Origin of the sequence: Enterococcus sp. DIV1208 (assembly GCF_050530455.1) — a bacterium.
GTDB classification, from domain to species: Bacteria; Bacillota; Bacilli; order Lactobacillales; family Enterococcaceae; genus Enterococcus_B; species Enterococcus_B hirae.
Map to the genome: position 1 here is coordinate 665,929 of NZ_CP172887.1, position 22,165 is coordinate 688,093.

Annotated in this window: 22 protein-coding genes and 1 pseudogene; 18 read left to right on the forward strand and 5 right to left on the reverse strand. The window is 37.5% G+C overall.

The genetic code is table 11. The features are described 5' to 3' along the window. Window positions 1-245: 245 nt before the first annotated feature. The 11 genes and pseudogenes from IGK91_RS03090 to IGK91_RS03140 all read left to right on the forward strand — a co-directional run bounded on the left by IGK91_RS03090 (window position 246) and on the right by IGK91_RS03140 (window position 10,744). Window positions 246-2,864 (forward strand): sigma 54-interacting transcriptional regulator, encoded by a 2,619-nt coding sequence (locus IGK91_RS03090; RefSeq protein ID WP_430605325.1) that lies wholly within the window; start codon window positions 246-248, stop codon window positions 2,862-2,864. Window positions 2,865-2,928: 64 nt separating this feature from the next. Then, window positions 2,929-3,429 carry a PTS sugar transporter subunit IIA gene (locus IGK91_RS03095; RefSeq protein WP_256664972.1) on the forward strand — a complete coding sequence of 167 codons (501 nt, stop codon included), beginning with the start codon at window positions 2,929-2,931 and terminating at the stop codon, window positions 3,427-3,429. Between the two features lie 11 nt (window positions 3,430-3,440). Then, window positions 3,441-3,935, forward strand: a complete 495-nt coding sequence (locus IGK91_RS03100) for a PTS sugar transporter subunit IIB (protein ID WP_002287026.1) — start codon at window positions 3,441-3,443, stop codon at window positions 3,933-3,935. Between the two features lie 20 nt (window positions 3,936-3,955). Next, entirely contained in the window at window positions 3,956-4,765 is an 810-nt protein-coding gene (locus IGK91_RS03105) for a PTS sugar transporter subunit IIC (protein ID WP_002287024.1), read from the forward strand. Next, window positions 4,762-5,583, forward strand: a complete 822-nt coding sequence (locus IGK91_RS03110; RefSeq protein WP_002295014.1) for a PTS system mannose/fructose/sorbose family transporter subunit IID — start codon at window positions 4,762-4,764, stop codon at window positions 5,581-5,583. Before IGK91_RS03105 ends, IGK91_RS03110 begins: the two co-directional genes overlap by 4 nt. Before the next feature lie 49 nt (window positions 5,584-5,632). Continuing rightward, window positions 5,633-7,732 carry a glycoside hydrolase gene (locus IGK91_RS03115; RefSeq protein WP_181934200.1) on the forward strand — a complete coding sequence of 700 codons (2,100 nt, stop codon included), beginning with the start codon at window positions 5,633-5,635 and terminating at the stop codon, window positions 7,730-7,732. Further along, entirely contained in the window at window positions 7,729-8,847 is a 1,119-nt protein-coding gene (locus tag IGK91_RS03120) for a glycoside hydrolase family 172 protein (RefSeq protein WP_002287020.1), read from the forward strand. Before IGK91_RS03115 ends, IGK91_RS03120 begins: the two co-directional genes overlap by 4 nt. A 38-nt stretch (window positions 8,848-8,885) precedes the next feature. Next, window positions 8,886-9,764: an ROK family protein gene (locus IGK91_RS03125; RefSeq protein WP_181934429.1), complete on the forward strand. Its 879-nt coding sequence runs from the start codon at window positions 8,886-8,888 to the stop codon at window positions 9,762-9,764. A 137-nt stretch (window positions 9,765-9,901) separates the two neighbouring features. Beyond that, the gene (locus IGK91_RS03130; protein ID WP_071868827.1) at window positions 9,902-10,099 is read left to right on the forward strand and encodes an accessory gene regulator B family protein; all 198 of its coding nucleotides are present in this window, start codon (window positions 9,902-9,904) and stop codon (window positions 10,097-10,099) included. Next, window positions 10,083-10,312 (forward strand): annotated as a pseudogene (locus tag IGK91_RS03135) (hypothetical protein). The gene IGK91_RS03130 and the pseudogene IGK91_RS03135 overlap by 17 nt, the downstream one beginning before the upstream one ends. Before the next feature lie 216 nt (window positions 10,313-10,528). Next, window positions 10,529-10,744 carry a hypothetical protein gene (locus IGK91_RS03140; RefSeq protein WP_239000525.1) on the forward strand — a complete coding sequence of 72 codons (216 nt, stop codon included), beginning with the start codon at window positions 10,529-10,531 and terminating at the stop codon, window positions 10,742-10,744. A 373-nt stretch (window positions 10,745-11,117) separates the two neighbouring features. Here the strand turns inward: IGK91_RS03140 and IGK91_RS03145 are convergent, their stop codons facing one another. Next, complete coding sequence (locus IGK91_RS03145) at window positions 11,118-11,930, reverse strand: helix-turn-helix domain-containing protein (protein WP_181934201.1); 813 nt, start codon at window positions 11,928-11,930, stop codon at window positions 11,118-11,120. Between the two features lie 161 nt (window positions 11,931-12,091). On the opposite strand from IGK91_RS03145, the gene IGK91_RS03150 reads away from it, so the two are divergent. From IGK91_RS03150 to IGK91_RS03170, 5 genes are all read left to right on the forward strand, one after another. Then, window positions 12,092-13,324, forward strand: coding sequence for a replication initiation factor domain-containing protein (locus tag IGK91_RS03150; protein WP_181934202.1), 1,233 nt, complete (start codon window positions 12,092-12,094; stop codon window positions 13,322-13,324). A 141-nt stretch (window positions 13,325-13,465) separates the two neighbouring features. Beyond that, the gene (locus IGK91_RS03155; RefSeq protein ID WP_181934203.1) at window positions 13,466-13,669 is read left to right on the forward strand and encodes a DUF3173 domain-containing protein; all 204 of its coding nucleotides are present in this window, start codon (window positions 13,466-13,468) and stop codon (window positions 13,667-13,669) included. 59 nt (window positions 13,670-13,728) lie between these two features. Continuing rightward, the gene (locus IGK91_RS03160) at window positions 13,729-14,931 is read left to right on the forward strand and encodes a site-specific integrase (RefSeq protein WP_181934204.1); all 1,203 of its coding nucleotides are present in this window, start codon (window positions 13,729-13,731) and stop codon (window positions 14,929-14,931) included. Window positions 14,932-15,439: 508 nt separating this feature from the next. Further along, on the forward strand, window positions 15,440-15,790 hold the full coding sequence (locus tag IGK91_RS03165) for a type II toxin-antitoxin system RelE family toxin (RefSeq protein ID WP_010738289.1): 351 nt from the start codon (window positions 15,440-15,442) through the stop codon (window positions 15,788-15,790). After that, window positions 15,787-16,062 (forward strand): hypothetical protein, encoded by a 276-nt coding sequence (locus IGK91_RS03170; RefSeq protein ID WP_010738288.1) that lies wholly within the window; start codon window positions 15,787-15,789, stop codon window positions 16,060-16,062. Before IGK91_RS03165 ends, IGK91_RS03170 begins: the two co-directional genes overlap by 4 nt. A gap of 78 nt (window positions 16,063-16,140) precedes the next feature. On the opposite strand, the gene IGK91_RS03175 is transcribed toward IGK91_RS03170, so the two are convergent. Together IGK91_RS03175 and IGK91_RS03180 are read right to left on the reverse strand one after the other, a co-directional pair. Then, on the reverse strand, window positions 16,141-16,398 hold the full coding sequence (locus IGK91_RS03175) for a hypothetical protein (protein ID WP_010738287.1): 258 nt from the start codon (window positions 16,396-16,398) through the stop codon (window positions 16,141-16,143). A 444-nt stretch (window positions 16,399-16,842) separates the two neighbouring features. Next, on the reverse strand, window positions 16,843-16,947 hold the full coding sequence (locus IGK91_RS03180) for a putative holin-like toxin (RefSeq protein WP_430605326.1): 105 nt from the start codon (window positions 16,945-16,947) through the stop codon (window positions 16,843-16,845). 369 nt (window positions 16,948-17,316) lie between these two features. Between IGK91_RS03180 and IGK91_RS03185 the strand changes: the two genes are divergently transcribed. Continuing rightward, window positions 17,317-17,949 (forward strand): MarR family winged helix-turn-helix transcriptional regulator, encoded by a 633-nt coding sequence (locus tag IGK91_RS03185; RefSeq protein WP_010719836.1) that lies wholly within the window; start codon window positions 17,317-17,319, stop codon window positions 17,947-17,949. Then, window positions 17,949-19,745 (forward strand): ABC transporter ATP-binding protein, encoded by a 1,797-nt coding sequence (locus IGK91_RS03190; protein WP_181934205.1) that lies wholly within the window; start codon window positions 17,949-17,951, stop codon window positions 19,743-19,745. Before IGK91_RS03185 ends, IGK91_RS03190 begins: the two co-directional genes overlap by 1 nt. Window positions 19,746-20,118: 373 nt before the next feature. Here IGK91_RS03190 and IGK91_RS03195 read toward each other — a convergent pair whose 3' ends face one another. Both IGK91_RS03195 and IGK91_RS03200 read right to left on the reverse strand, forming a co-directional pair. Then, complete coding sequence (locus tag IGK91_RS03195) at window positions 20,119-21,435, reverse strand: sensor histidine kinase (RefSeq protein WP_181934206.1); 1,317 nt, start codon at window positions 21,433-21,435, stop codon at window positions 20,119-20,121. Between the two features lie 4 nt (window positions 21,436-21,439). Next, the gene (locus IGK91_RS03200) at window positions 21,440-22,114 is read right to left on the reverse strand and encodes a response regulator transcription factor (protein ID WP_181934207.1); all 675 of its coding nucleotides are present in this window, start codon (window positions 22,112-22,114) and stop codon (window positions 21,440-21,442) included. Window positions 22,115-22,165: the final 51 nt, after the last annotated feature.

The window sequence follows — 22,165 nt, forward strand, 5'->3', positions numbered from 1 at the left end:
TTAACTCTTCTGTAATCTATTAATAAAACTAATATATGAATCCAGTTCAATATTTGTAGCTATGAAAAAACATAAAAATCATATTAGATAAAAACTAAATTGGTAGATAAATTATTTTGTCAGATATCTGAGGCAAATATTCGACTATTTGTGTTTCAAAGTAAAAATTGGAATACAAATATAGAATAGACATATTGTAGCCGATAGTTTATTATGCTTTTAGACACATTAAACTGGAGGAAAAAATGAAAAAGAGCGCTAAAGATCGAGTTTTTGATGAGCTGATACGACTAACAGGGAATATGTCTTCTGTCACTGCCGAGAAAATTTCGAAGAATCTAGGTATCTCTCGTCAGAATGCCAGCCATTATTTGACGAGATTAGTGGAAGATAAAAAGGTCGAGAAATTACCGGGAAAGCCTGTTTTGTGGAAGCCTTTAGATGAATATGCGGTTGTAGATAATACGGAGCAAATAAACGAAGCCTTTCATTCTGTAGTTGGTCATGACGGAAGTCTGAGAGAGGTCATTCAAAAATGTATAGCCGCTGTCAAATATCCGCCTAACGGACTCAGTGTATTAATAAATGGAGCCACGGGTGTTGGAAAAAGTTTTTTAGCCACAAAAATTTTTGAATACGCTATCCATGAGCAAATTATTGAAGAAGATGCACCATTTGCTATCTTAAACTGTGCCGATTATGCGGACAATCCCGAACTGCTTTCGGCAACACTGTTTGGATACAAGAAGGGGGCCTTTACGGGGGCTGAAAAGGATACCGATGGTTTATTGGCAACGGCCAACAACGGCTATCTTTTTCTCGATGAGGTCCATCGCTTATCGAAAGAAAATCAAGAAAAGCTCTTTCTATTTATTGATACTGGAAACTATCGTCCAGTCGGTGAAAATGTAAATTGGCATTCTGCTAAGGTTCGTTTTATTTTCGCCACGACGGAAAAAGGTGAAGATTATTTATTAGACACCTTTGATCGGCGTATTCAAATTAGTGTTATGTTGCCAACTTTTGAAGATCGCCCTATTCGAGAACGATTAGAGCTGATTCAATTATTTTTTCAAAATGAAGCGGATGTTTTACAAAAAGATATTATTGTTTCAAGAGAAGCCTTGTCTTTAATGTTATCTCATCCCTTTAGTGGGAATATTGGTAAGCTGAAGAATATCATTAAAATCAGTTGTGCGGATGTGTATAGTCGAACACAAGAAGAACCATTAACGATTGGGAAAAATGAGATCTTGATTCAGTTAAATATGCTGGAATCCGAGATAGAAAGCTTGCCGATTGCTAGTTTATTGATAAAGAAAAATCAAAAGATAAAAACGGATCGAATCAAACCGTTTGATTATGATTCGATTTTGGAAAAAATTACTCAGTTGATAAATGAAGGTAATTTCAATGAAAACTTTTCTTCGATAAAGAATGAAGTACAGCATTTGGTGTATCACATTGATAAGGATTCTTTTTTATCAATGAGTAGAAAATTGATGATTCAGATGTTTAGAAAGGTCTGGGTATCCGTTTTAGGAAAAACGTACGGATTGACGACGAGTGGACCTGTTGCAGAAATTATTAGCAGATCCTATGTCATTTCCCCAAGCTATAAGACAGACTTAACCGGGATAAATCGTACATTAGCTGCAAATCTACCTCGGACGACTTACTTATGTAATCAGTTCTTGGAGCATTTACCACCGCTCTCAGAAAAGGACGAGAACTTTCTAAGACTGCTTATTGTCGTGACTTTATCTGATTATGTAGATGAATCCATCGAGCTGAAGGGCCTGTTGCTTGCTCACGGAGATAGTACGGCTAGCAGCATTCAAGCAGTAGTGAATCAATTATGCGGCAATTATGTTTTTGAAGCGTTGGATATGCCAGTAGAGAGTAATGTGTCAGAGATTGTCGAATCGACAAGGAATTTCGTGAAAAGGCAAGTGAATACAGATAGTCTAGTGCTGATCGTAGATATGGGCTCTTTAAATCAAATTTACACACAGATCAAGAACGATTTAAAAGGGGAGTTACTTCTTCTGAATAATTTGACGACTTCCATTGCACTTGATATTGGCTTGAAGATGACGATGAATGCGCCATTTAAACAGATTGCGGAGGATGCAGCAGACAAGTATTCAATCAATGTTCAATACTTTGAAGGCTTTTCTCAAAGTAGCAACATTATCATTTCCTGTATGTCGGGTTTGGGGATTTCGGACAAATTGAAAGATGTTTTTCGTCATCATTTATCGGATGAATCCATCGAAGTTTTCACGAAGGACTACAGAGAACTACGTGAATTAATCGACCAAAATGATGAAACTTATTTTGACAAGACAAAATTGGTCATCACGACTTCGGATCTTCCGCGTTCCTTTTCAATTCCTAATATTAATGTTTATGACATCTTAGACGGTGATGGAGCAGCCAATTTGGAGCATATTTTGAGTCCTGAAATGAAGCCGGCAGAATTTAACCGCTTGATTCAGGAGCTAGTAAAATTCTTTTCGTTGGAAGGAATTGCGGACCGTTTGAACTTTCTGAACCCAACGATCGTGATGAGTGAAGTGGAAACAGTCATTTCTAAATATGAAAATTACTATCATTTCACTTTAAATGGCCGTGTAAAACTAAATCTCTATATGCATACGGCATTGATGATGGAACGTTTATTCTTGGCTCGGACAGAAAAATCTGAAGAACCGAATTATGATTTGAAACCAGATGAAGATGAGTTTTATTATGTTTCTAGAAGTATTTTTCAATCAATGGAGATGAAATATAATTTTAAAGTCAATGCTTATGAGCTTTCGCTGCTCTATGAATTATTAGGACCGTATATTCAAAAATAAAGTGTCTAAAAAAGTGTCTAATCTGTTTTTTTTAGGTTAGACACTTTTTTTAATGTGAATTAACGTGATTAAACCAATGTTTTTAAAAGTTGGCACAGGAATTGCTTATATAAAAGTGAACAGAAAGAAAGGAATTAACCATATGAAGAAAATTCTAATAGCGACTCACGGTCACTTAGCTTCAGGCTTTCTTAGCAGTATTCAATTACTGACGGGGAAGGTTCAAGAGATTACGGTGATTAATGCTTATGTGGATGAGTGTGATTTTGAACAGGAGTTGAATGTATTTGTAAACCAGGTGAATGAGCAGGATCAGATTTTTGTTTTTACCGATTTATTTGGCGGAAGTGTCAATCAGAAGATTACCAAAACCTTTTTGGAGAAAGAGATTGCTGTAACTATTTTGTCAGGCTTTAATCTGCCAATTCTGCTCGAAATAGTATTGGCAACCAAGGAATTAACAAAGGAGGATATTCAGGAACTGGTAAATAAATGCCAACAGGAATTAAAGATGACCATTCTTGATGAGGTACATGTAGTAAATGAAGAGGAAGATTTTTTTTAGGAGGAAGAAAAATGATTAAAGCAGTGCGAATTGATGAACGATTAATTCATGGACAAGTAGCGATGACTTGGACAAAGAGTCTAAATTTAACCGGGTTAGTAGTAGCAAGCGATGAGGCGGCTACCAACGATATTCAAAAGATGACATTGAAGATGGCTGCACCATCGAATGTCAAAGTCATTATTAAAACAGTTGATGACGCGATTCATTTGTTAAAAGATCCGCGGGCGAAGGACATGCGCTTGATGGTTTTAGTCCCTAATGTCAAAGATGCGGTAAAAGTTGCGAAAGCTTTCCCAACGGAAATCGAATTAATGAACGTGGGGAATGCTGGGAAAATGACACCGCCATCGGAAGATAAGAAAACCTTATCAAAGGAAGTGATGTTAACGACGTCAGAAATTCAAGACTTAAAAGAATTAGTTGAACTTTATCCAGATACCGTTTTTCAGCCTACACCGGCGATGGAAAAACGTTCAGCTATCTCTATTTTGAGTGATTTTTAGAAAAAGGAAGGAGAAAAATTATGTATGATGCATTTGTAGTCGCTTTGGCCGTTTTTATTGGAGTTGCTGGACATGAAATGTTCGGGATGTCCATGCTGAGTCGTCCGATTGTTGTTGCTCCGTTAGCAGGAGCATTGATGGGGGATTTGCAGACGGGGTTGATTGTCGGGGCGTCACTAGAAGCCATCTTTATGGGTGTCGTCAATATCGGAATCTCTAGTACGGCGGAGCCTTCTTTGGCTGCTGGGCTGGCTACAGCGTTCGCAATCAAAATGGGAGGAAACGTGGATGCGATTATTCCCATTGTCTTTCCACTAGCAGTATTAGGATTACAGTTAATGAATATGATTTTTTCTTTTGTATGTGGACCGATGGCTGCTAAATTTTTCAAATTTGCAAAATCTGGTGATCAAAAAGGAATCATCAATCTGCACTTCTTTATGTGGTTTGTCCACTATGCGCTTTATGCTCTTATTCCATTTTTTGCCGTTTTATTTGGAGCAGATGTTGTCAAAAGCGTCTTGGATAATATTCCAGAGGTCATCATGAACGGATTAACAGTCGCTGGAAATCTGCTGCCGGCAGTTGGGATGGCGATGCTGTTACGGATGCTTTGGAGTAAAAATATTGCTGTGTGGTTTTTCTTTGGGGCCGTTGTTATGGCGTATCTCGAGTTACCATTGATTGCAATTGCCGCAGTTGGAACGATTATTGCAATTGTTATAGCCCAAAGAGATCTACAACTAAAAAATATATCTGTTCATGCAGTTCAAAGCGATGCTGCTGTAAATGCAACGCTTGACCAAGAAGAGGAGGATTTCTTTCAATGAAATTAGCTGATGGAATTTCTAAAGATGAGAAAAAATTGGTTCGAAAGATGTTTTGGCGCTCGATGACCATGTATGCTTCGGTGAATCCGGTGACGATGGGCGGCGGTGGTTTCGCCTATTCTATGATGCCCTTCATTAATCATTTCTACAAAAGTGAAGAAGATCGAGCTGCGGCGCTGGAGCGTCATACACAGTATTTTTCGACGACCATTCCTTGCGCGTCCTTTGTCATGGGGATTGCGGCATCGATGGAGAAGGAAAATTCTGAAAAAGCTGGTTTTGACGTGGAAAGTATCAACGCGATCAAAACGAGTTTGATGGGACCATTGGCTGGAATTGGCGATTCATTGTTCTGGGGAGTTTGGCGTGTCGTTACCGCGGGACTAGCGATCAACTTAGCCAATGCCGGAAATATTTTGGCACCAATTATCTTTTTAGTTATGTTCAATATACCTAATTACTTGATGCGATACTATGGCGGCGTTTTAGGCTATTCATTAGGCTCTAAATATATTGAAAAGCTGTATGCGAACGGGTTAATTGAAATTCTGACAAAAGCTGCTAGTATCTTGGGTCTGATCATGGTAGGCGCAATGACGATCAGTATGGTCAAATTCAATACCGTTTTGAGCTTTTCAATGAAGGGCGAAGAGCTAATGAATGTCCAAGAAATCCTCGATAGTATTTTTAAAGGAATTGTACCTTTATTGGTAACATTGGGCTGTTTCAAATTACTAGATAAAAAAGTCGGCGTCATCAAAATTATTTTTGGAATGGTCGTGTTGGGAATTTTATTGTCATTACTTGGAATCGCATAGTAGAAAGCTGCAGCCTAGTAGCTGCAGTTTTTTAGCAAGGAGGGAAAAGATGACTATTAATGAAGTAATTCATTCTCCAAAGCATCCATTGTTTAATACCGAGTTAAACGACGGAATTGTGACTACCTCAAACGAATACAGCTATTATCGAAATATCCCTGATGTAAAGGGATTGACCTTTGATGTAAGTAATCAAAAGACATTAGCAAACCTTGATGTTTGCGGGACGATTCAAACGTTGACCTTTTATCGAGAAAATTTACTAACTGAGGAAAAACCAGGTGTTTGGGTCAATAAACAGCTCTCTCAAACCAATTCGTTATCCTTAAAGGTTGAAGTAAACGGGATTGTCTACCATTTGTCAGAATCGGATCATCGTATTGAAGTCGATGTGATTCAAGACTGTTTGCCTAGATATATTCATCATTATTCGACGTTTAAGGTCATTGTAGTATCCTTTGCTCCCATACTGGCTAATAAGCGTTTAAGTATGCTTGTTCAACAGGTTTACATTGTGAATGAAACACACGAAAGCCTTCAAGTTTCAGTGAAAGATGTGCCTATGTATCAAGAGAAGTATTCGGATCAGCAAAATGTGTTGATTTCTCAAAAAGGAAATAAGGACACGATCGCGCAACAGGAAGTGGCAAGCTTCGCCATTGCTTTTGTGGACCCAAATGCTTTTGAAGAAGTAATGACTTTTCAGGAATCTGATATCGAAAAATGGCTGAAGGAAACACTGAACTATTTTGCTCAGCTATTTGGGCAGCTGTCAATGCCAAACGATAGAGTTGTCCATCTCTATCGTCGTGCACTTTATCAAAGCTTTTCTAGTTTCGGTATGAATCGACAGGGACAGGTCGTCGGCAGCAATTGGGGCAGCTATCCTGCTACTAATCGAATTTGGAATAAGGATATGTATTACGCATCATTGCCATTCACCATGTTTGAACCGGAGTTATGTCAAAAAACGGTTCTATGGTTTGATCAATATGGCGTTAAGTTTCCTGGTTCAAAATTTACAGGAGGTATCAATCATTCTCTGAGTAATTCGTTATCCAGTGCGTTACTGGCTAGTCTTTATTTTGAACATACTGGGGATACAAAATTCTTTGAGCGGTATCCGCAGGTTCTACTGAATGCTTCAAGAATTATTGAGGACATATTAGCTCAACGTCGGTCAGGGGAACCAATGCTTTTTCCATCTGTTTGGTTATCAGACGCCTTTGCACTTGGAAAGTATCATACCGGCAGCAATCTTTGTCTTTGGAAGGCCTGTATTGGACTTGCAGAAATTTTTGAAGCCCTAGAACAACTGAGTCTTAGCAAGCGATACAAAAACATTGCCTGTAAACTAAAAGAATCAATTTGTAAACAAATGACTATCGATGGTCCTTTTGGTGAGCAATTTTTGGAGGGAATCGGTGATGAGGAGAAAACAACCTATTCAGTGAAGCACTATCAAAAACCGATTCTTGAGCAAGGGTTAATCTTTTTAAGTGATGTGATTGTGGATGGAAAAATTAATTTATTGATGCATGATGGAGAAGAATCAGACACTACGTTGATGCCTTTTTATCAATTTTTAGATAATAAAGATCCTTTATATCAGAACACCATGGCCTTTTCTGCTAGTTCTTTCAATCCAACCTATAGCGAGGAAATCAAAGGCATCACTTGGGGATTAGAATCCGGCGCCACTTTTCCTGGCTTTATCACTGTTTTAATGAGCGAGCTGCACAACCCTCAATCTTTCGTAACCCGATTAGAAGAACTAATTTGTTTGGCAGATTTAGACGGTTCGTGGTGGTGGTGGCCGTATCGCTTAGAGGCTCAACAAGGAGAAGTCGTGCGAGACTTTGGCTGCGGCAAATGCGGCTGGGCATCGGGTCTTTTTGTCAGCCTAATGATCAGTCAATATTTCGGATTGAAATTAAAAAAAGGAGTATTGCAAATTGATCCTGTTGATAATTTAACGTTTTCTTGGAAGAATTTGAAGTTCGGTCAAGCCTTCATTTCGATTGAATGTACGCAATCCGAGTTGAGTATTTCAAATTTGTCAGAAAAGCCATTGAAAATAAGTGATACGAAAAAAATTCTTCACGTAGAAAAGGGAAAAACGATTCACATTCAAAGGAGAAAAAGATGAGTATACTAAAAAATATTACCCAATTTAAAAAAATCCAGAGTCGAGCAATCACTCCCGAAAATCCAACAGGCGAGAAAGGTAAAGCTGCGATGTTGCCAAGCGAGCTAGGACCAAGCCGCAAAGGTCGTGGCGCAATTCCGCTGACTTCTGGTGAAGAAACTGTGATTGCGGATATTACTGGAACGGGAATAATTCGTCATATGTGGATGACGATTCGTGATCGAACAGAATTTGGCAGTTTTGTTTTACGTGATTTAATCTTAAGAATTTATTGGGATGGGTCGGATAGCCCTGCTGTTGAAAGTCCTTTAGGGGATTTCTTTTGTAATGGGTTTGGAGAGCGTTGCGAGGTGAACTCGTTGCCGATAGTGGTTAATCCTACGGGGGGCTTTAATTCCTATTTCGAAATGCCTTTCCAAACATCCGCTAAAATTACGATCGAGAATTTACATCCGAAGGATATGTCCTCATTTTTTTATACGATAAATTACGCTTTGGTGGACGAATTGGAAGAAAATAGCCTATATTTTCACGCAAATTGGCATCGGGAACGCATTACCAAATTACAGGAGGATTATAAGTTAATTGATCGATTAAAGGGCCAAGGCTATTACGTGGGTACTTACCTTGCGCTTACCTGCCTAGAACGTTATTGGTGGGGCGAAGGCGAGTTTAAATTCTACATTGATGGGGATAGTGAGTATCCGACCGTAACCTCAACAGGTTCAGAAGATTATTTTGGCGGGGCGTGGGCCTTTCATGAGTACGATGAGTTCGGACGTCCACATGCGAAAAACTATTCAACAGCCTTTTTAGGGTATCCTTACCAATCAAATAGAGATGCCACAAGAGATCGTTTTGAAACGGGAAAATTGAATGCCGTTCATGCCTTTGGTGACGACGCAATGCCACGACATGGTCTTTATCGTTGGCATCTTCAAGACCCCATCTGTTTTACCGAAGATTTATCGGTCACTTTACAACAAATCGGCAACGATGATGTTCGCTTATTTGAGCGGCAAGACGATGTTGCTAGTGTCGCTTACTGGTATTCAACAGAAGCTTCAGGAAATACTAAACGTCATTTCACTGATCGAGAACGCTTGCCGCGTTAATGAAGTGTTTTTCACATATTCGAAGGGAGGAACCTATGATGATATATGGGGCAATTGAAGCTGGAGGGACTAAATTTGTCTGTGCAGTCGGTACTGAGGAATTAACGATTTTGGAAAGAGTCAGTTTTCCCACAACAACTCCAGTTGAAACAATGAAGCAGGTCATTGATTTTTTTAAACCTTTTAAGGAACAATTGGCAGGCATCGGGGTCGGCTGCTTTGGTCCAATTGATATTCAATGCAAATCAACGAGTTTCGGTCATATCACATCAACACCAAAACTTGCTTGGCAAAATTTCAATTTTGTAGGAACGCTAAAGCAACATTTCAATATTCCGATTGAATGGACAACAGATGTTAATGCGGCTTGCTATGGTGAATATGTTGCTGGTTCTGGCAAAGGGTTAGCAAGTGTTGCATATTTCACTGTGGGAACAGGTATAGGAGGTGGTGCCTTGCTCAATGGGACTTTCGTGGAGGGATTCAGTCATCCGGAAATGGGTCATATGTTGATCAAGCGACATCCAAAGGACAATTTTTCAGGAAACTGTCCCTTCCATCAAGATTGTTTAGAGGGGATGGCAGCAGGACCAGCGATTGAAAAACGGTTGGGTGTAAAAGGCCAGAATTTATTGGCTGACGATTCGTTTTGGCAGATTGAAGCCTTTTACCTTGCCCAATGTGCATACAATACAACACTGATGTTTTCGCCAGATAGAATTATTTTTGGCGGTGGTGTAATGAAACAAGAACACATGAAGAAAAAAGTTCAGGATAAATTTGTTGAGCTTATAAATGGATATGTTGAAATACCACCAATTGATAGCTACATTATTACGCCCGAATTAGGTGATAATGCCGGAATAATCGGCGGATTAGCAATGGCCAGAAAAGCGGTAAGAAATAAGCAACCATAATTAATGAATGTTTCATTGATACTCATGTCAAAAGTATTTAACCGAGTAATCAAATGAAGTTGGATAAAGCGAAAATGAATTCAAATAAAAAGGCTCTAAGTCAAATCGTGTTGTTTTCATTAAATCACTGAAAGGAAATGCTTCTGCGTTTCCTTTTTTCTTTTTGTTGTGCGCTGTATACCTTGAGGATATTCACTGGTGGCGTACACTTAAATAGTAATATATTGTGTTACTTTATGTCTGTGGTAATAGTTATAGTTGCTTACCAATGTATGTTCATTTTTCGAAATGTTGACTTCATAATCCTTGGCTTAATGTTTGAATTTTTTTGGTGATAGATTTTTTCAGCCGTATAAAATAAATCGTAATTCTATTATCGAGAGTTGTGATTATAAAAAGATAGCAAGAAAAAAAAGAAAGTTTCTATACATTTTAAATATTTTATTCCTATTTCTATTGCTAAAAAAGTAGAAATTCTATATTTACCTTTAACTCTCGCTTCTCTTGCAAATGTAGTTAGCATTTTAATCGATAATAAACTCAGGTAGTTATATTACCTTGAAATGATTGATAATTTTGTAGTTTCTATTTTTTGCAAGAAATTCTTTATTTTAGTGAAAAAAAAGAAATTATTTCCTTGAAGGGGATAAGTTAGAAAAATATTATTATGGTTTGTTCTTCATTGGGAATCATCACTGTTGTACCTTATTACTTTTCTGTTTTTCTTATTAGAGAAAAATAATTTGAGAAGTAGAAAGCTTTTATTGGATAAAGCAATTATTTATATTTTTGAAACGAAAACTTTTCATTGCAATAATTGCAACAAAGAAATTTCAACGTGGCAAGAGGTTTGGACAAAATGGAAATTTCCGCCAAAAGTAACTGCTCCTCAATTGAAATCAATTAAAGAACTAGAATTTGAGAATGCACCGGTAATTTGTATGACATGTGCTGATGAAATATTTCGAAAACATTTTTGAAGGGTGAAATGTACACAGATTTAACCAATCATTTATCCCTCTCGTAAAAGAAATAAGAACTAACCAAAGGATTATCAAAAATAGGTAGGAAAGCTGGACTTAATGGCTCATTTCGCGCTGATTATGGGAATTTCAGTCAGTTTGGTTAATTTTTAGGGTTTAAAATACAGAGACAAACTCCAGGTCGGGTTTCGCCACAAGCGAATCACCCGATCTGGAGTTTTGTCTATTGCAGGAAGGCGCAGCCGGACTGCAGGAATAAAGCCCCCGGTTCTAACAGGGGGCTAACAAAGAACAGGAAACTGTGACAACTACCCATTGGGGAGTGTCCTAGCAGTATTTTCTTTGTCACGTGCTTATCAATCTTGTCACCTCATTTTGATGATGGATACGCTGCGTTTAACAGGCGTTCTTTCTCGACTTCCATCACGAATGGTAGATAAAGATATTGCTGTTCTAGTAGATATTGATTGTCCTCTGTGTACTGATAAGAACCGGTTTCTTTTGAATAGACCAACGGGGCAATTCGCACATCTCCGGTCAATTGATTAATTGAGTATAGAAGAATGGCTTTTTCAACTAGTTTCTTGGGCAGATGTTTTCCAAAATAGGAATAGGATTCTTGATTTGCTAAATAGACGAGTAAGCGATCCATACTAAAGTTGGAGAAGGTAAAGGGCATCATGTGCAGAATATGATTTTGATGATCATGGTGTAAATAGAGTTGAGCTTCTTTACCAAAATTGGTTGAACCAAGGTAAAGTCGCTTTTTCTCGTCGATACATTGGAAAGTAAACTGGTCTTGTTCGGTAGGTGGAATGAGGTTTGTAATAAAAAATTCAATCATTCGATCCATTTCTTTTTCACTAACAAGACCTGCTTGTTTCATTTCGTCTACTATCAGTCCTTCAATCTTAGGATCAAGCTTACCTGCCTTCTTTTGAAGCATTTCTAAAATGTATTGATTCTCTTGATCACCATACAAAAGATATTCGTTGGTGACATGACCCACCTCTGCAATTTGGTGAAGGGTCTCGGTTTTTGGAAGATTAATCCCGCGTTCCCAATTATTGACAGTGCTTCGTGGTAGATCACCAATTAGTTTGCCAAATTTCTCCATACTCAGCTTTAACTCTTGGCGAATCTGCCGAATTCGATTACCGACTGCTTGCTTGTCTATCTCCATGAAAACTCCTCCTCAGGATGAATTCTTAAATTTAGTATACGTGCGTACTTAAAAAAAGTCAAAACATATTGACTTAAAATAAATACAAGCGTACAATTAATATGTACTTAAAATAAGTCTGACGGTTCTTTGACAAGTAAATAGCAGAAGGAGGTTTTTCTATGAATCAAGTGAATCAACATGATCTCGGGGAATCGATTCGAGTTTCTCGAGAAGAAAGGGGGTGGACCCAGCGATATTTAGCAGAAAAAGTGGGGATTTCGAGATCGTTATTATCGAAAGTAGAAAAAGGAACGAGACAATTAAGTGCAGAAAAATTGAATCTTATACTGGATAGTTTGCAAGAAGAGATTGTTCCAGTTAATCGTGTTTTGATTGATTATCTAACTATTCACTTTTTCTCGAATCAACATTTAAAGTTGATTGAAGCAATTATTGGCATGCCTATTGAACGCTTTGAGGAACTGGATTATGCGCCAAAGGGCTATATTGGCCAATACGTGTGGAATCAAGTAATCACAATTCGGTATTCCATTGACGATACGGTAAAAGGAACCGTGATGGAGTTTTCAGGTCAAGGCTGTAAACATCTTGCCATGCGTTTGAAGACCGCAAAATCAAACTGGCAAGAGTTCTTCCGTAAGGTATTAGATTATCAGGGAAACTTTACACGGATTGATTTTACTTTAGATGATTTTGTGGGGAGTCTCAGCATTCCAGAACTGAAGCGTAAGGTAACGCTAGGCCATGTGTGGACCACGTTTCAAGTGAGTGAATCTCATGGCGGGACGGATATCACAAACAATGAATCAAATGGCGAGACCTTGTATTTAGGCTCAAAGAAGAGTCAGTGTCGCTTTTGTTTTTATCAGAAGGATTATGAACAACGTAAAAGACGAGGAATTCCTTTAGAGGAGACAGAAGTGAAAAATCGCTTTGAACTACGGTATCGAAAAGAGAAAGCACAAAGCTTGGCAAAGATTATTTCAAAAACCTATGATTTAACCAAACTGTTTTTTGAGTTACTTAATGGCGCAATTTGTTTTTATGACCGCGATCCAAATGAGCCAGGTGCAAAAGTTGATAAAAAATGGGCAGCCTTTATTGGCAATCATGGCGCAATCAACATTTCTTTAGAAACGATTCCTCAAAGCTTTGAGAAAAGTATGAATTGGTTAATCCATGGTGTTTCGCCATCGCTAGCTTTTATTGCACAAGTGGATCAAACGTTTCATTCTTCCTTGTTGTCTTTGATTATTGAACAAGGAGAAATGAATCCAAGACAGATTAAACTTCTCCAAAATATGAAGGCAGACCCAGAGTATTATCAGGAGGAGGTTGAGTATTATGAACGAAAACTACAAAGTATATCAAATGAGAAAACAAGCTACTAAAAAAGCAAAGTACTGCTTACACAACAAGTTGTGCAACGTACTCCGCCTCGACAAGACGAGTATAACACAACCATTGAATGAGAAACAATTGATTATAGAGAGGATTAGTTTAAAAGGAGTAAAGCATCAGGGGGTGAGAGATTGGAAACAAAATGTGATTTCATGGTAAATCGTGCAATTCTGATAGAGATGGGCTTTAAACCTAGCCAAGCTGCACGAATGATTAAAGAGAGCAAAGCATATCTTGCAAGGGTTGAAGGTATAGATTTTTATAACAATCGTCAAGTTGGTGTGGTGCCATCTCGAGTGATTGAACATCTTTTCCACGTTCAAGTTGCGGAATAAACAGTACAAGCGCGGTACAATTAAAGTAGCTTTTCTCGAGTATAGAGAGGAATGGTACGATGCCAAAAATTAAAAATATTTATCAAGACAAAAAAACAAAAAAATGGTTCTTTCGAGCATATCTAGGTATAGATGAAAATGGAAGAAAGGTTCAGAAGACTAAACGAGGCTATGTTTCACAAAAAGATGCCAAAATTGCTTATGACAAGTACATGGAAACACATGATTTTAACAAGACAGTTCCTACTCAGTTGTGTTCTACCAATCAAATGACTTTCGAAGAGTTTTACAAGGATAGGTTTGTAAAATGGTATGAGAGACAGGTGAAAAGTCAAACATATGAGAATGCGCAATTTATATTCGAAAAGCGAATGCAGTTTTTCTATCATTTCCGTGTTCGGGATATTACAAGTCACGATATTGAGGATTGGCTATTTGAACTAAGCCAGACGGAGTCACGTAATTCACGGAAAAAAGTCAATGGCGAAACGTTATCAAAATCTTATATTAATCGGATTCGGGGACACTTAAAGATTGTATTGGATCGGGCTGTTAAAGAGGGGGTGATTGCTAAAAATCCCGTTGAAGATGTTTCTTCGCTTCCTTCTGAGAATAAGAAAGTTGAGTTTTGGGAACACAGCGAGTTTCTAAAAGTGATGAACGCAATGAAGGACGATAAGATTCAAACTCGCCATCGGAAGATTGTGTATGAAATACTCTTTTATACTGGTATTCGGATTGGAGAACTTGAAGCTTTGTCTTGGTCGAATGTAGATTTCGAGAAAAATACGATAACGATTGAGAAGACACTGATTTATAATACAAAAGACGATTGGTACTTTTCGACTCCAAAAACTAAGTGCGCTTATCGAACGATTGGGATGGGGAAGAAGCTTTCCTTAAAGCTCAAACAGTGGTATGACTTGCAAAAACGTATTGGAAATTTTGAATATGTTGCTCAGTTGGACGGAACCTTTACGCCACCTTATTCTTTTGCAAACTGGTTAAAAGAAGCTGCTAAAAAAGCGGGCGTCAAGCCGATTAAGCTTCACGCGCTACGACATTCTCATGTTGCATTTCTGATTGAGCAGAATATTCAACCGCTATCGATTCAAGAACGATTGGGCCATGCGAATATCCAAATCACTTTAGGAACTTACGGTCACTTATATGCGAAGTCAGATCAACAAGTGGTAAATGCGATTGATAATGTTCAAGAGGGCGTTATTCTTTCGAAAAATGACGATTTATTACCAGTCTGAGTTTTCCACTGCGCTACCAGAAGACAGACAAATGCTTTTGTACCAGTGTTTTTGGTTGAGTTGCTCCTGTTCAAGATGTATCGGAAAAGCTGGTAAAACTTAGTGAAATTGGGAGAAAATCAATCTTAAAATAGCCTATTTCACGTACTTTCTGATACTCAGTTTTCCAATTTTCTACCAAAAGCGTCTTTTTAGGCGCTTTTTTTGTGTTATTTTATCTTTTCTACCAGCGATTTTCTACCAAAGAAAATAGACGAAATAGTGATGCAACAAGTATGATATGTTTTTGATAGGCATTGGTTGGATTAGTCTAAAGCCTGTAAGGTAACTTACAAATAAAAGCCTATTTTTCAGTCGCCTTTTGGTGGCTATTTTTTATAGTTGATATAATGAATATGAATAGAAATAGGTTGTTTTATCAACTATAATTATATTGTGATATATGAGACATTCTATTGTATTTGTATTCTATCCTTTACATAAATCATCTAACAAAGAAGGTATAGTTATGTACTCTGTAGAGTTCAGCAAGGAATTTTCCGATGTATTTTCTGAGAATCAATCAAAAAAATACCAAGAAATAATCGTATATAAAGTGAATGAGTATTTGACACATAATTTTTATCGCATCAAACCTGTCCATTCATCTGCAAAATACTCTATTTATGAAATGAAAATCCATTTAGGAAAGGAAGATTTTCGAATTGCTTTTAGAATAGATGGCAAAAAGGTGCAAGTTTTTTATATTAGTCGAACGTTGAAAAAATTTTTATTTGATAAGGAAGTAAATAAGTTGGTTAATCGATTCAACAAAAATCAATGGCTAGTCGATGAAGAAAGTAGAAGTGCCGTAAAATGAACATGATTTATAAAAAGCAATTAAAACAATATTTGAAAAAAACATTTAAGTCAAAGAACTGTTTCGCTTTAAAAATTCTTACATTCAAAAAAGATCGCTATGTATTTATCTGTTATAACCAAGATCAATACACGATAGTTGAAGATGGATTCGAAAAGAATAGGTACCAGTTTGACTCTTCAGATGAAGCAATGAAAAAAGTAATGAAAATAGCAGATATTGAATTTAAAAATAGCTATAGACTTTATATACAAACTAAACTTAAACAATGACTCTCATTTGTTTTATCTTCTTGAAAGGAATGCTTTATTATAAATAAAAAACGACTCAAAATGAGTCGTATAAATCAATTATTGTAATAAATCATTAATTTCTTTAAATTCTTTATCAAGTTCTTTTTCATCATATTTCTCATATTTACCAGCTTCATGAAGAATTTTTTTAATTTCATGAATCGCTTTTCGTTCAACTAACCATTTTTTTAGGTTATGTTTTTTTTCTGGATTTTCAGATAACGTATCAAGTTCGTCTAATTCTTTATCCAGTTTATTAACCGTAGCAATAATTTTGTCTAAAGTTTTTTCTTCTTTATGTTCTAAATTTGACATTTATCTTCACGTCCTTTTTATTTGATAATTCAAGTATAAAATGTCAATATATTTTTTTCAAATAAAACTCTTTAGATATGTTTTATTGCATAAGTAAGTAGAACTAGTTCCCTCTATCACACTATACGATAAATCAATTTAGTTAAAAATATCCTCTTTGACTATCGTACTACTGTGATCAGTTAGGGTTTGCTAGTAAGCTATTTACTCAAAAATGCCTTGATATCAGAATTTTTGGTGTTTATATGAATTGATAGAAGTCAATTTTAATCTTTAATCAAGATGCTAGAAATTAACATTGAACAGAAGAATAGAGTCATGCTATAATAATCGTGCAAAAAGGAACTGCGTCAACAGTTCCCTTTTGACAGCACCGCTAAAGACGGTGGCAATTAAACTAAATATTTCAAAAAGAAATAGCCAGTCTTCTCGCTAAAGTGACGGCTATTTCTTTTTGTCATGTTTAAGCATAGTTACAACCAAGCCAATCAAAGAAATGGTAAACATACCAAACCTAAGAATGGTTTGAATTGTCTCATATGCGGACAAAAAGGCATCTCCTTTCTCTAAAGTGTGGGATTATGTGCATAAGCACCACCTCGCTTTCAGAATGGAAAGCCACCGTCATTAAACTTTACTGTCATAAAGGATTATAGCATATAGACTTAGTTATTTTCTTGAAAATCCAAAAAGAACTGAGTCTATTTTTTTGTTTGAAAATAAAAAAATAGAAGGGATAATGCGTATTGAAAAAAACAAACCAACTCACTTATCAAGTGTTAGTCAATTTTAGATTTTTTTGGCTAACTATTTTTTTAACTATTTAATTAGTTTAGTTATTGACAAACAAAATAAATAGTTTATCATTTATTTTGTTGATATCGATATAAACTAAGTAAGTATTTTGGAGGTCATCTTATGAATAATCATGAAATCTTAGAAAATCTGTTAGAGATTGCGCATCAACCGTTTTTGATTTTTGCCTATCAAGTGGAAGAAAAGACAGACAATGCTTTTGAAACATTAAAAATTTTAGTGGCTGAGGACGATGTGACGGCAGGACGATTAGCTGAAGTGCTAGATATTAAACCGTCTAGTGTGACACAAATCATCAAAAAATTAGAAGAGGCTGGGACGGTCATGCGGGAAAAATCAGCAACGGATTCCCGAGTGACTTTGGTCAAGATTACTGATAAAGGTCGAGAAAGTCTGCAAGAGCGTGGTTCAATCAGTACAACGTTAAAAGATGTCTTATTTAAAGGTTTTGCAGAAGAAGAGTTAGCACAATTGAATACCTACCTTGAACGAATGAATGAAAATATCAATCGTCCTGAATTTCAAGAAAAATTAGCTGAAGTTTTCGGCGATGATCAGCGCTGGGAACGATTCAATAAGATGAGTGCGCATTTTGGCAGAGCACGTGAACAGATGATGGATCGCAGTGGATTCGGTGGTTTTGGTCGAGGTGGCTTTGATCGAGATGCCTTCGATGGACGATTTGATAGACATTACGGTGGCTTTGAAGGATGGAAGAAAGGACGTAGAAAATAATGGCACAAGGTGGAGGCGGAAGACCCGTTAGTATCTCGATGAAACAAACGAACACAAGATTTTCTTTGAAAGAATTTCTTGGTTTAATCAAACAAACAAAACCGCGCTATCCTTTACTGGCGATCGGCATGATCTTATTAGCAGGTTCATCAGCTGTACAAGTTTATGTTCCTAAATTGGCGGCTAATTTAGTTAATCATTTTCAAGAGGGGATCGATTATGCTTTATTAGGAAGAGTCGTGGGGATGTCCGTTTTTTCAGCTGTAATTTCAGCGATTGGTGGGACGGTTCTAGGAATTTTTGGCGAAAACGTCATTCAAAATATGCGAAAACGTTTATGGAATAAATTAACGATACTGAAAGTCACCTATTTTGATTCGGTGAAGGCGGGTGAGATGTCCAGCCGAGTAACGAATGATACGACCCAGGTAAAACAACTGTTGGCTGTGACGTTTCCACAAACGATTGCGAGCATCATTACCGTAATCGGGACTGTTTATATGATGATCCGAATGGACTGGCATATGTCGCTAGCCATGGTTATTGCTGTTCCCGTCGTTATCCTATTGATGATTCCTGTGATGACCTTTGGTTCAAAGATCAGTCATATCCGTCAAGATGCTATGAGTCATTTCAATGGAATCGCAACAGAAACGTTGTCTGAAATTCGTTTAGTAAAAACGTCGAATGCCGAACAACAAGCACAAGAACGGGCAGCAAATGAAGTCGATCGTTTGTTTCGCGTTGGTAAAAAAGAAGCAGTCTTTGATGCTGCAATGCAACCAATCATGATGATGGTTTTTATGAGTATGGTCTTTGGTTTGCTAGCTTATGGAATGCATCGTATTGCGATTGGTGCGATGACGATCGGGGTATTGATGAGTTTTCTCATGTATCTCTTCAATCTGATCGGCGCGATGCCAACGATTGCCACGTTGTTTTCTGAAATGGCAAAAGCTGCTGGTTCGACACGCCGTGTACAAGAATTATTGAATGAAGTACCTGAAGACTTTGAATCTGGTGAAGAAGTGGATTTATCGAACAAAACATTGTGTGTTTCTAACGTGGACTTTGCTTATAGTGATGCACCTGAGGAACCGATTTTAACGAATGTGTCTTTTGAAGCTAAACCTAACGAGATCATTGCTTTTGCGGGTCCTTCTGGTGGAGGGAAATCGACTACATTCAGTTTATTAGAACGTTTTTATGAGCCAACAGCAGGTACGATCAAATTTGGCACAACGGAGATCCAAAAGATCAAGTTGTCCAATTATCGTAGTCAAATTGGCTATGTTTCCCAAGATTCTGCTATTATGGCAGGAACGATCCGTTATAATTTAACTTATGGATTAGCGGATACTTACACAGATGAGCAGCTTTGGGAAGTGTTAGAATTAGCCTATGCACGTCAATTTGTGGAAGAGATGCCCAATGGTTTAGATACAGAAGTGGGCGAGCGTGGTACGAAAATTTCTGGAGGCCAACGGCAACGACTGGCAATCGCTCGAGCGTTCTTAAGAGATCCAAAGGTCTTGATGTTGGATGAAGCAACAGCAAGTCTTGATTCTGAATCAGAAGCAAAAGTCCAACAAGCCTTGGCAAATCTGATGAAAGGTCGGACAACATTAGTGATCGCACATCGTCTATCAACGATCGTGGATGCTGATAAAATCTACTTTATCGAAAAAGGAAAAGTAACCGGTTCAGGAAAACACGCTGAGCTTGTTGAAAAACACAAAACCTATGCCAAATACGTAGACGAACAATTTAAAGTTGATACATTGCAAATTGCCTAAGTGTTAAAAAGCTGAATCCTTTTATCTTACTGAAAGAATGCGAAGAATCTAAGAGAAAGAAGAAATACTTTTTTCTGTTCTTTTTATTTGGTTAAACAATTTTCCGCGAAATAGATAATCAGGTTTAGAATGTTTAGGATATGTTTGATAAACTGAGTATCAGACATCTTGAATCCTCCTATGAATTGGTTCGTTAAACTAATTCTAAAGGATTTCAAGGTGTCTTTTTTTCACCGTTTATTCGTTTTTAGAGATACTAGAAGAGACTGAGACAAGTTTTGGCTCAGTCACACAAAGTATAGAAACAAAAGAGAAGGAATTACATACAGGTATAAAAATCTATCATCTGATCACAATTTAGTCGTTTTGTCATCTATTTCATTGACAATTGTATTTGAAAAACGACTCCTCTAGGTTCCCAGTCCCTTACGGACAGTTTGCCTTTATGCTGAGTGATGATTTGTTTGGCAATTGCGAGACCAAGACCATAGCCACCAGTTTCTTTAGAACGAGAGCGGTCTTCGCGGTAGAAGCGTTCAAAAATTCGTCTTTTGTCTTCATCGCTGATAGATGGCCCGTTGTTTTTGACTTCAATCAGCCAATTATCGTTGGAGATTTCAGATTGCAGGACAATTTTTTCTTTAGCTTCTGTGTATTTTAGCGCATTGTCCAGCAGAATAACTAGAACTTGGTGGATACGTTTTTCGTCGACTATCACTGGTTGATCGGCAAAGTTTTCCAAGACAAAATATTGATCGTTTATTTCTGCGATTTCCTGGAAGGGCTGGGCTAATTGACGAATAAAGTCTTTGGGATTAACTGATTCTTTCTGCAGAAGCAACTGATTGGAATCACTGCGTGCCAAGGTTAGCAGGTCTTCAGTCAGGCTTTTCATTCGCCGTGTTTCATTCAGGGCTTGGGCAATTGGTTCAGACTCTTCCAAGATGGTGTGATTGGGTCGGGTGAACAATTGCTGCAGGCTGTTTTGAATGATTGCTAGTGGCGTGCGTAATTCGTGAGAGGCATTTTCAACAAATTCCTGTTGTTTGCGCCATGAGAGCATGATGGGTTGCATATTCATTTTTGAAATGTAAAAGCTTATTCCAATCGAAATCAGCCAAAAAACGACCATACAGATAATCAGTGTTGTCTTGAAGGTTTTCATGGAGTCTGCGATTTGATTGGTATTGGCTAAAAATTGAATATAGGCGATGTCTCCTCCTTTATCTGCTTTGATTGTATACGAATGAAAGGAAAGTTTTTGGCTAGAATAGCCTGCATTTTTTAAACTTAATGCTTGAACAGAATCGAGATTTTTCTTATCTAAGGTTAAATTTTCCAGTTCAGTGAACCGTCCACCAATCGTGTCTTTGTTGAGAATCGCTCCTTCTTTTGACCATAAAATGATCTGAGTATTGAACTGATTATTGCCTTCTGGTCCATTCTCTCTCAGCTGATCGCCCGGCATTTGTGCCAGAAAGGGATTGCTTTGTTGGTACCGGTTGATTTCCATCTGAATAAGATGTTCATTCTCCGCCATTTGAGTTAGTGACAGGTCTGTCTGGCGGTAGGCCGAGCTTTGCAGCAGCTGTAGAGTTATAAATCCTAATAATAGGAAGATACCTGCGAAAGCGGCTACATTTAAGAAGAAAAATTTTAATCGTTGTTTTCTTGATATTTCGGTATTCATAGCATTAATCCTTTTGTAAGATGTAGCCGACATTTCTCAGTGTTTTAAAGAACTGATCTGCACCTGACGGCTTCAAATGTTTTCTTAAGTGACTCATATATACTTCTACAACTGTAATGGTCGTATCGGAATCAAATCCCCAAATCCGATCGAAGATTTGCTCCTTTGTTAAAATCACGCCCTTATTTTGGATGAAATAAACCAAGAGATCAAATTCTTTTCCTTGAATTGATAAGATCTCATCGTCGATGGTTACTTCTTTCGTCGCAAGGTTGCAGGTAATATTTTTATAGACGATTTGATTCTCAGAAAACAATCCTAACGAACGCTTCAATAACGCTTTGACCCGCATAATCAGTTCTTCGCGATAAAAAGGTTTCGTCAAATAATCGTCTGCACCTTTTTGAAATCCAGTGATTTTGTCTTCTAGGCCATCTTTGGCAGTTAGAATCAGCACAGGGGTTTGGATATTTTTTTTCCGTAATTCTGTTAAGATTTCGTAGCCGTTTTTCCCTGGCAGCATCAGGTCCAGCAATATTAGATCATAAACACCAGTTTCTGCTTCAAATAAGCCTTCTTCCCCATCATAGATCTGTGTGATCTCACCTAAATCCGACAAGATTTCTTTTATATTATCTGAAAGTGTCGCTTCATCTTCTACTATTAAAAGGTTTATCATTGATTTTCTCCTTTTTCATCTATTACTTACTCAGTTTACCACGCTTTCCTA